Below are 6,691 nucleotides of genomic sequence, written 5' to 3' on the forward strand. Positions count from 1 at the left end.
ATGATGCCGATGTCGAGGAACTCCTTGCCGTCCCACAGTCCGAGATGGCGCAGGTAGGCGGCGCGGGCCGTCTCCATGTAGGTGAAGAAGACGACGTTGTTCACGTGCCGCTGGGCGTCGATGTCCGCGTAACGGACCTCGACCGGATGGTAGAAGCGGAAGTCGCCCATGCCTGGACGCAGCCGGGGCTCAGGGCAGACGCAGCAGCGGCCGCCACCAGGGTATGGCAACCAGCAGGATCAGCACCGTCAGGGTGAACCACAGCCCGGCTCGGCGGAAGCGACTTCGGTCGTCGGAGGCACGTCGGGCGCCTATGGCACCGAGATGCACAAAGACCACCGCCAACAGCATCAAGGGGATGTGCTCCACCAGGATATGCCGAAGTTCGTCCGACTGCATGGCCGCCGGCAAGTTGCCCATAGCCGCCGCCACGAGCGGGCTGAGGAAGGTCAGGATCAGGCCGAGCAGGAACTGAATATCGACCGAAACCGAGAACAGCGTGCCGGCCGTCTTGTCGGCTGGAGTCCAGCTGCGCCTGCTCAGCAAGCCCGAGTAGGCACGGACTAGCGCATAGACTCCGGCCAGGACGACGACCCAACGCATCCAGTTGTGAAGGATCAAGATGAAGGAATACATGCACACTCCTCTGATTCAGGCTCGCGTGGGCGGAGGCAGCGCAGCAGAGATTATACAAGCCCGGTCAGGTCTTTCCCTTCGCCGACAAGGTCGCAGCCCGGCTTCGTGCTCACGCGTTATCGTCGGCACGCCTCTGGCGGCACCCGCCACACCAATCACGAAGCCCCTCAGCCGTCTTCTTCCCAGGTGAATCCATCGCCGGCAAACAGCTTCACGCCGGCTGTCTCGCGGAACAGATTCAGGCCGTGGAGCCGAACCCTTTCGCCGCAAATGGTGCAGATGATGGCACACGGCGCGAAGCTTCGATCGACCAGCCCTTCAAGACCCTCTGCGGGATAGATCGACTCGAATCGGATCCCGCTTTGCGGAGCCTGGGCCAGATACCACAATGGGTACTCGGGGTGGCTCGAATCAATCCTAAGACCAACCCTTGTGCAGGTCGTTGCGGCAAGCGCCTCGATGGCGGACGTGTAGCCTTCTTGGAATTCCCGCGTGTTGGCGAAGAGTAGATCGACGGTCGATGTCGAGAATGCGCTCCCTGCTTTGGTGCAGCCGAAGGTGTCGGTGCAAGGAAGTTCCCACGCTCCCGGCTCCGCAGCCATGGCGATGACAGGGCGGGTGGTGTTGAACAGCAGCCAGGGGAGCGACAGCAAGAGCAAGCTGAAAGTCAGTACGCCAGGTAGCCAGCGCGCTCGCGCCGAGACGATGACGGCTGCGACCCACGGAGCGCTGAGGATGAAGAACGGAAGCTGTAGACGTACACCGAAGGGCTGACTGCTCGGCAAAGCCAGCAGAACCAACAAGAGATACCCTGCAATCGCCACCGCCGCTACTGCCATGACCGAGCGAGATTGTCGTCTCCACCAGAAGAGCGCCGCAGCCAGGCTGAGGCCGATGAGGAGGAGGTGGAGGGGGTTGCCTGCCAGGTCCTCATGATTCCAGCCCCACGCTAGCACAAGGGGCCCCATCCCAGGCATGTTCCGGCCGCCAAGGGCGCTGACCGAGTCTTGGATAACCTGGTTGACTGAAGCCCACGGCGTTGCCAAGTGCAAAGCGGTCGCCCGCAGGAGAAGGAACGGCAAGACTACAACCCTGGAATACAGAGTGCTTGCCGGATCTCCCACCGGGGTGTGTCCCGCAATCCATTGTGCGGGTCCGAGGGGAGTGCCGCTAACCGCCAGGTTGCGCCCCCAATGGCCAAGGTTGACGACTATGGCCGAAACCCAGACCAAGCCTGTGTCCGCCAAGGACCGCCAGGTTTGGTTCCGCCAGTCCCGCCACCATAGGAATAGCAGCAGAATCGGGAACAATAGAGGGTAGAAGGTGCCCTTGGTGAGGAGACCCAGACCGAAGGTAGCGCCCAGCGCCAGCAGCTCCAACCGCTGGCTCGCCTGCGCTCCCTTACCCACAAGTATCACCAGGAGTAGCGCTGCAACCAGCCAACAGGAAACCACTAGGTCGTTCTGCGTACTTGTCGCCTGGAGAACAGCTGAAGGCAGGGACACTGCCAGAGCAATGGCCAGCATTCGGCCTCGATTGCCAATCCCCAGCATACGAGCCACTCCGGAAACGGCAGCCAGCGATGCAACCAAGCCGCCCCACTGCACCAGATTCGCCGGCTTGTCGCTGCCCCAAAGGATGCGGAGATTGAGGATGGCGATTTCTGCCCAGGGCGGATTCCACAGTTGATGGCCGTAGGCAGTTGCGTAGTGCCGCAGCGAACCGGCCTGGGCCCAATGGACCACGCGGCTCATGTGGTACAGGAGCGAGTCAACGTTGTTTGGTGGCGACGTCCAGCCAACTCCCAAGAGAAGAACCAAAGCTAAGGACAGGAGCACCACGAAGGCGACATCGAGTGGGGCCCACCGTCTGCCGGGTGCAGTGGGCATGCGGCGAGTGGCCTCTCGCCTTCGGCTGACCAGAAAGGCGAGCCCAGCGACCAGAGCGACAACAAGCCACAACCCTGCCACTTCCGGCTGCCTGAGGGAGCTTGCGAGGCCCAGTAGCTCGAAACCGAGCGCCAGGCCAGCGCCCCAGAACGCGCTGGCCATGACGAAGGTCGCTTCCCAGCCACCACGCTCGATCGTCCGGGCGCTCTGGAGCCTGCGCACGACCAGGAAGATCAGGATGAAGGCGATTACGGGCAGAACAAGGAGCATGTGTCGCACCCACGGGAGAGGGCCCGTCGCCAATGGATCGGCCAGAAGCGAGCCCCCTCCTTGCGGCAGGGAGTCGCGCGGTGAGCTCTCAGGTCAATCGGTCCCAACGTAGGTCCGATGAATTGCGCTCAAGGCCCGGACCTGCTGTTCCGCGTGGTACGAGGACCGAACCAAGGGACCGCTCTCCACCCAACGGAAACCGATCTCAAGTCCATAACGCTTGAGCTCGGAAAACTCCTCGGGCGTGTAGTAGCGGGCGATCGCAAGGTGCTTCTTGGAAGGCTGCAGGTACTGTCCCATGGTGACAATGTCGACCCCGCACTGGCGCAGGTCGTCCAGGACGGCCCTGACCTCGTCTATCGTCTCCCCCAGCCCGAGCATGATCCCGGATTTGGTCAGGATCTCCGGATCGAGCTGCTTGGCATTGCGCAGCGTAGCCTGGGCCCACTCGTAGCGGTCCTGCGGTTGGACCTGCCGAAACAGCCGCGGCACGGTCTCGACGTTGTGGTTCAGAATCTCGGGCCTGGCCTCGACCACGATCTTCAGCGCCTCCCGCGACCCCTTGAAATCAGGAATCAGCACCTCGACCGAGCAGCCGGGCTGCAGCTGGCGGATGCGCCGAATGACCAGGGCGAAGATCGGCGCCCCACCGTCCCCCCGCTCGTCACGATTGACACTGGTGATCACCGCATGGCGGAGATTCATCGCCTGGACGGCATGCGCCACACGTTCGGGTTCGAGCCAGTCCAGCGGCGCCGGGCGCCCGGTCTTGATGTCGCAGAAGCCGCACGACCGGGTGCAGATGTCGCCCATCATCAGGAAGGTGGCCGTGCCGGAACCCCAACACTCCCCGAGGTTAGGACACATCGCCTCTTCACAGACGGTGTGCAGGGATTTGGCGCGCATCATCCCGCGCAGCCATTCGTAGGTTTCCCCCGAGGGAGCCCGCACGCGGATCCATTCCGGCCGGCGCGGCGGGCGGGGTGCGTCTGGCGCCGGATTGTCGATGGGAGTCGGGGGGCGATCGCGGGTGGTCACTTGCCCTCCAAGGAGGGTCATTCTACCTCGCCTTCGAGCGGTCGCCGTGGCTGAGGCCGCTGCCGTATACTCCATGGCTGGCACAGGCACAGGCCGCAACCGATGACAGCTCCCGCCTCCCCTTCGCCTGCAGGGCGCACCCGCTGGCTCGGCGCCGGCCTGATCGCCGTATCTGCCGCCGGCTTCTCCAGCCTGTCGATCTTCGGCAAGTTGGCATTCTCCGCCGGGTTGAGCCTGACCGGCTTTCTCAGCCTGCGGTTCGGCGGGGCGGCCTTGCTGCTGGCCATCGGACTGGTGTTGGCCCGCCGGCGGGCGGTGTTTCCAGGGATCCGATTGACGCTGATCCTGCTCTGCCTCGGTCTGTTCGGCTATGCCGTACAGGCCAGCCTGTTCTTCCTCGGACTGCAGCGCATTCCGGCCTCCCTGAGCGCCCTCTTGCTGTACGCCTACCCGTTTTTCGTCGCCCTTCTAAACTGGCGTGTCAACCATCGCCCACCGAGGCAGCGAGAATGGCTAGCGATGGCCCTCGCCGGCCTGGGCGTGGCGTTGACGGTCACCAGCGGCGCGGGCAACGGCGCGGGCCAGCCCGTCGATCGGCTGGGCGTGTTCTTCACCCTATGTTCGGCCGGCTGGTACGCCGGCTACATTGTGATCAGCGATCGGCACGTGCATCAAGCCGGGGCGCTGGTCAGCACAACCTGGGTCACCGCCGGCGCCGCCATCAGCTTCCTGGTCATCGGCCTGGCCACCCGGACCTGGGCCTTCGAGCCCACAGTCAGCAGCGGGGCGATCATCCTGGGCCTGATCCTGTTCAGCACCATCCTCCCGATCAGTACCTTCTTTGCCGGTATGGCACGCGTCGGTCCGACCACGGCCTCGCTGCTGAGCACGCTCGAACCGGTGTTCACCATTCTGCTTGCCAGCTTGCTGCTCCACGAGCGCCTGGCTCCACAGCAGATGTTGGGCGGCCTGCTGGTCCTAGCTGGCGTCGTCTGGATCACCCTGCCGCAGCCCACGCTCCGCCCGGCCCACACTCCCTAGCAGCCTGACCGAACTGGGTGCGCATGCCAAACCGCTGCCGTAGAGGGCGGCGCGGGTATGGAAGCAGGGGGCTCAAAGGCGGTGATGTTCGTCTCTTGAGAGCCGCGGCAAGCAGCGCTACGCTGGGACTGCCCTGCTGCACGGCAGAGGGCAGGAGAATATCCACATGATCAATGAGAGCCAAGAGATTCGCATCGATGCACTCCTCCCTGCGGAGATGGCGGTGCGCGCCGAGCAAATCGGCGTACGCAAGTCGGCCTTGCCGTTCTGGACCGTGCTTACCCTCTCCGTCCTGGCTGGGGCTTTCATCTCTATGGGTGCAATCTTCGCCACGACGGTTGCTGGAGGCCTCTCCGGCGTCGTACCCTACGGCATTGCGCGTCTGCTGATCGGCCTGGCATTCTGCCTGGGCCTGATCCTGGTGGTCGTGGGAGGGGCCGAACTGTTCACCGGCAACAACCTAATCGTGATGGCCTGGGCCAGCGGCAAGGTCTCGACCTTTGCCTTGGCCCGCAACTGGACCATCGTGTACTTCGGCAACCTGAGTGGGTCGCTCGGGACAGCGCTGTTGATGTTCATGAGCAGGCAGTACACTTTCGGCGGCGGGGCGGTCGGTGTGGCGGCACTCAACATCGCCAACGGCAAGGTCCAGCTGGGTTGGGTGCAGGCCGTGTTCCTGGGCATCCTGTGCAATGTCCTGGTTTGCCTGGCGGTATGGATGACCTACAGCGCCCGGAGCACACTGGACAAGATCGCGGCGATCATCTTCCCGATCTCGGCCTTTGTCGCCGCCAGTTTCGAACACAGTGTGGCCAACATGTACTACATGCCCATCGCCCTGCTGATCAAGGAATACGATCCGGCGTTCACCCAGTCTACCGGCATCGCCCTCGAGAATCTCACCTGGCCGAACTTCATCGTGAACAACCTGATCCCAGTCACGATCGGCAACATGATCGGCGGCGCCCTCCTGGTGGCAATCGTGTATTGGTTCATCTTCCTGAGGCACACTTCCAAGGAGTAGGCCGCGCCAACTTTCCGGACAACCGGCCCGGGAAGAGCTGCACGCGCCCCTCGGGCGCGTGCAGCGTGCAGGCCTTTCCGTCGTTGCAGCCGCCGAAGGCCCTCAACCGATGCAGCGCAGCGCCACCAGCCTCAGGCCATCCAGCGCCGGTTGGGCGCCAACAGGATCGAGCGCGGCCTGCTCGATGGCGGCACACACGTTTGGAGCCGGCAGTCCGGCCTGCACCCGTTCCAGGCCGAACGGCGCGCCCTTGCTGGTCACATCACCGACAACGATCCCCAGCTCCCCATTCGGGCGATGAATGAAGTCATAGAAGTCGCCGGCGACTTCCTAGGCCGAACGCAATAGCGCGCCCAGTTTGAAACCGGAGACGACGGGCGCCTCGTGCGGGATCAGGCTGGTGTCAATCAGCTGCTGCTCGATTCCTTGCGCCACCTGGAATCGCAAACCCTGTTGGCGGTCTCCTAGCATCAGGAAACCACGCTCCGCCTGGGTGACGGCGATCACTGGTCTGTCGCACCATTCAAGACCGCCTCCAGAGCGATGGTGGAGGCGAGCGTCTGCGATCCCCGGTACAGCATTGCCAGACGTCCAACCGAGACGTCGGTCATGCGTCACCCATCCTTGCCCTCCCCATCCGGCTGCACACCTTGCGCCGGTCCGCGGCCGGTTGCCGGGAGCACGGCCAACAGCAGCCTGCCGGTCAGCTGTTTGACCTCTCCGCCGCCGGCGGCGATTGGCCCGACGCAGGCCGGGCAGCCCTCGCTGCAGTCGCAATCCCGCACCAACTCCA

General features: G+C 63.9%; 7 protein-coding genes. 2 read left to right on the top strand and 5 right to left on the bottom strand.

Annotation, left to right across the window (positions count from 1 at the left end; all coding sequences use genetic code 11):
- Nucleotides 1-189: 189 nt before the first annotated feature.
- From MUO23_06590 to lipA, 3 genes are all read right to left on the bottom strand, one after another.
- A complete protein-coding gene (locus tag MUO23_06590; protein MCJ7512623.1) occupies nt 190-636 on the bottom strand; it encodes a hypothetical protein in 447 nt (148 codons plus the stop codon).
- A gap of 167 nt (nt 637-803) precedes the next feature.
- Nucleotides 804-2,795, bottom strand: coding sequence for a glycosyltransferase family 39 protein (locus tag MUO23_06595; GenBank protein ID MCJ7512624.1), 1,992 nt, complete (start codon nt 2,793-2,795; stop codon nt 804-806).
- A gap of 93 nt (nt 2,796-2,888) precedes the next feature.
- Nucleotides 2,889-3,854, bottom strand: coding sequence for a lipoyl synthase (gene lipA / locus MUO23_06600; protein MCJ7512625.1), 966 nt, complete (start codon nt 3,852-3,854; stop codon nt 2,889-2,891).
- 81 nt (nt 3,855-3,935) lie between these two features.
- Between lipA and MUO23_06605 the strand changes: the two genes are divergently transcribed.
- Entirely contained in the window at nt 3,936-4,874 is a 939-nt protein-coding gene (locus tag MUO23_06605; GenBank protein MCJ7512626.1) for a DMT family transporter, read from the top strand.
- A gap of 166 nt (nt 4,875-5,040) precedes the next feature.
- Nucleotides 5,041-5,898: a formate transporter FocA gene (locus MUO23_06610; GenBank protein MCJ7512627.1), complete on the top strand. Its 858-nt coding sequence runs from the start codon at nt 5,041-5,043 to the stop codon at nt 5,896-5,898.
- Between the two features lie 102 nt (nt 5,899-6,000).
- On the opposite strand, the gene MUO23_06615 is transcribed toward MUO23_06610, so the two are convergent.
- Nucleotides 6,001-6,159, bottom strand: a complete 159-nt coding sequence (locus MUO23_06615; protein MCJ7512628.1) for a hypothetical protein — start codon at nt 6,157-6,159, stop codon at nt 6,001-6,003.
- A gap of 69 nt (nt 6,160-6,228) precedes the next feature.
- Nucleotides 6,229-6,405, bottom strand: a complete 177-nt coding sequence (locus MUO23_06620; protein ID MCJ7512629.1) for a hypothetical protein — start codon at nt 6,403-6,405, stop codon at nt 6,229-6,231.
- Nucleotides 6,406-6,691: the final 286 nt, after the last annotated feature.

The sequence above is a fragment of the Anaerolineales bacterium genome (assembly GCA_022866145.1).
Lineage (GTDB): Bacteria > Chloroflexota > Anaerolineae > Anaerolineales > E44-bin32 > PFL42.

Coding starts and splice junctions, on each gene's coding strand:
- lipA (MCJ7512625.1), bottom strand. CDS start 3,854: ATGACCCTCCTTGGAGGGCAAGTGACCACCCGCGATCGCCCCCCGACT.
- MUO23_06605 (MCJ7512626.1), top strand. CDS start 3,936: ATGACAGCTCCCGCCTCCCCTTCGCCTGCAGGGCGCACCCGCTGGCTC.
- MUO23_06590 (MCJ7512623.1), bottom strand. CDS start 636: ATGTATTCCTTCATCTTGATCCTTCACAACTGGATGCGTTGGGTCGTC.
- MUO23_06610 (MCJ7512627.1), top strand. CDS start 5,041: ATGATCAATGAGAGCCAAGAGATTCGCATCGATGCACTCCTCCCTGCG.
- MUO23_06595 (MCJ7512624.1), bottom strand. CDS start 2,795: ATGCTCCTTGTTCTGCCCGTAATCGCCTTCATCCTGATCTTCCTGGTC.